Below are 2,414 nucleotides of genomic sequence, written 5' to 3' on the forward strand. Positions count from 1 at the left end.
TCGACTTGCATGTGTTAAGCCTGCCGCCAGCGTTCAATCTGAGCCATGATCAAACTCTTCAGTTCAATCTAGTCGAAGCAAAAGCTTCATATACTTGCTCAAGTTACTTACTGTTCAAATAAATTGTACAGGTCGTTGACTTGATAATTTCTTAAGCAACATCCTCTCTAACAAGTTAGATCAGAGTGCTTTATCGTGAAATCATCTCAGCCAGCGCCCACACGAATTGCTTGGTTAATTTTTTAAAGAGCTTGCTTGAGATCCCTCAAGCGAGGCGCGTATTCTACAGCGTCTCATTTGCTTGTCAACGATTTTTTTTAATTTGTTTTCGAAGAAATTTAAATTCAAAACCGAAAACCAAAACCTTTAACAAGCGAAGATAAATTACTGATTTTAATCACTTAATTTATCCTCTATCTCCTTCAAACTTCGCCGCTTTCGAAGCGGTTCGCCTTAAGGAGGTGCGCATTATATAGAGCTGATTCTTTAGGTCAACACCTTTATCAAACTTTCTTTACATTTTTATGTTAGCGAATGTAATTAAGACTTTTCAGTCACTTTATTGCGACCAAGTAACGCATTAAATGGCCCAGATAAAGTATATAAAGCAAAGACCCCAAGCAGTACTAGCGACGGCTCTAACGCAATGACCGCAAAAACCAGAACTATAATAAGCAAGGTAGTAAACGGAACCCTTCTTTTCATATCAAACTCTTTAAAGGAGTGATACTTAACATTACTCACCATCAACACCCCTGCACCCGCAACTATCACCATCGTTAACGCAGTTAACCAGCCCGACTGCTCGTAATGATGCGCCGCCCATACAAAGCCAGCCACAATTGCCGCCGCCGAAGGGCTTGGAAGCCCTATAAAGTAGCGCTTATCCACCTCATCAATTTGTGTATTAAAGCGCGCTAGACGCAACGCAGCACCCGCCACATAGATAAAGGTCGCAATCCACCCCAAATTACCCAAAGTATGCAAATTCATAGTAAACGCGACAAGAGCGGGTGCCACACCAAAAGCAACCATATCGACCAAACTATCGTACTCTGCACCAAAAGCGCTCTGCGTATTCGTCATACGCGCCACACGACCATCTAAGCCATCCAGAATCATTGATATAAAGATGGCAATTGCTGCATTATCAAAATGACCATTCATAGCAGCGACGATCGCATAGAATCCAGAAAACAACGAAGCTGTTGTAAACAGGTTCGGCAACAGATAGATCCCTCGCCCCAGCTTTGAACGATGAGCCGGCGACTCGCTCACCTCTTCCTTTTCTACATCACCCTGCTTTTCTGAATTCATATCACTCATCATCAACTCTCATCATTAAACATAAAAAAACGGCTCTCTGGAAAAACCAGAGAGCCGCCTTATCTTACCTGCAAAAACAACTAATGTTTAGTTTTTGCTCTTATCAACAATCTTGTTAATCCATGGCATCATCTTACGAAGCTCACCACCAACCTGCTCGATTGGGTGCGCAGCATTGTTACGACGGTACGCAGTCATTGAAGGATAGTTTGTTGCACCCTCTGAAATGAACATTTTCGCATACTCACCATTCTGAATACGCTTAAGCGCATTACGCATCGCTGCACGAGACTCTTCGTTAATAACTTCTGGGCCCGTTACATACTCGCCGTATTCAGCATTGTTTGAGATTGAGTAGTTCATATTGGCGATACCGCCTTCATACATAAGGTCTACGATCAACTTCAATTCATGCAAACATTCGAAGTAAGCCATTTCAGGCGCATAACCCGCTTCAGTAAGCGTTTCAAAACCCATCTTAACCAACTCAACAGCACCACCACAAAGAACAGCCTGCTCACCGAACAAGTCAGTTTCAGTTTCATCTTTGAAAGTTGTTTCGATAATGCCCGTACGACCACCACCTACACCTGAAGCGTAAGATAGCGCAACATCTTTAGCCTTACCCGTTGCATCCTGATAGATAGCGATTAAGTCTGGAATACCACCGCCCTTCACAAATTCTGAACGAACCGTGTGGCCCGGCGCTTTTGGAGCGATCATGATAACATCAAGATCGGCACGAGGCACAACCTGGTTATAATGAATAGCAAAACCATGAGCAAATGCTAGAGTAGCACCCTGCTTAATGTTTGGCTCAATTTCTTCTTTGTACAAAACAGACTGAAACTCATCTGGAGTCAAAATCATTACTACATCAGCACCAGAGACAGCCTCAGCAACCGGCTTAACAGTCAAACCATGCGCTTCCGCTTTCGCTACAGAAGAAGAATTTGCACGTAGACCAACCGTTACATCAACACCAGAATCTTTCAAGTTACAGGCATGAGCATGACCTTGCGAACCATAACCAATAATTGAAACTTTCTTACCTTTAATGATCGATAGATCACAATCTTTATCGTAAT

The 2,414-nt window shown here is 42.9% G+C and carries 2 protein-coding genes and 1 rRNA gene; all 3 read right to left on the minus strand.

Annotation, left to right across the window (positions count from 1 at the left end; all coding sequences use genetic code 11):
- A 16S ribosomal RNA gene (locus tag A3761_RS23750) occupies nucleotides 1-65 on the minus strand; the annotation flags it as partial.
- Between the two features lie 475 nt (nucleotides 66-540).
- The gene (gene pssA, locus A3761_RS23755) at nucleotides 541-1,326 is read right to left on the minus strand and encodes a CDP-diacylglycerol--serine O-phosphatidyltransferase (RefSeq protein ID WP_197470003.1); all 786 of its coding nucleotides are present in this window, start codon (nucleotides 1,324-1,326) and stop codon (nucleotides 541-543) included.
- An 87-nt stretch (nucleotides 1,327-1,413) separates the two neighbouring features.
- Nucleotides 1,414-2,414: ketol-acid reductoisomerase (ilvC, locus tag A3761_RS23760; protein ID WP_068751032.1), on the minus strand; the 1,001-nt coding region annotated here is incomplete at its 5' end.

The sequence above is a fragment of the Oleiphilus sp. HI0123 genome (assembly GCF_001635315.1).

Coding starts and splice junctions, on each gene's coding strand:
- pssA (WP_197470003.1), bottom strand. CDS start 1,326: ATGAGTGATATGAATTCAGAAAAGCAGGGTGATGTAGAAAAGGAAGAG.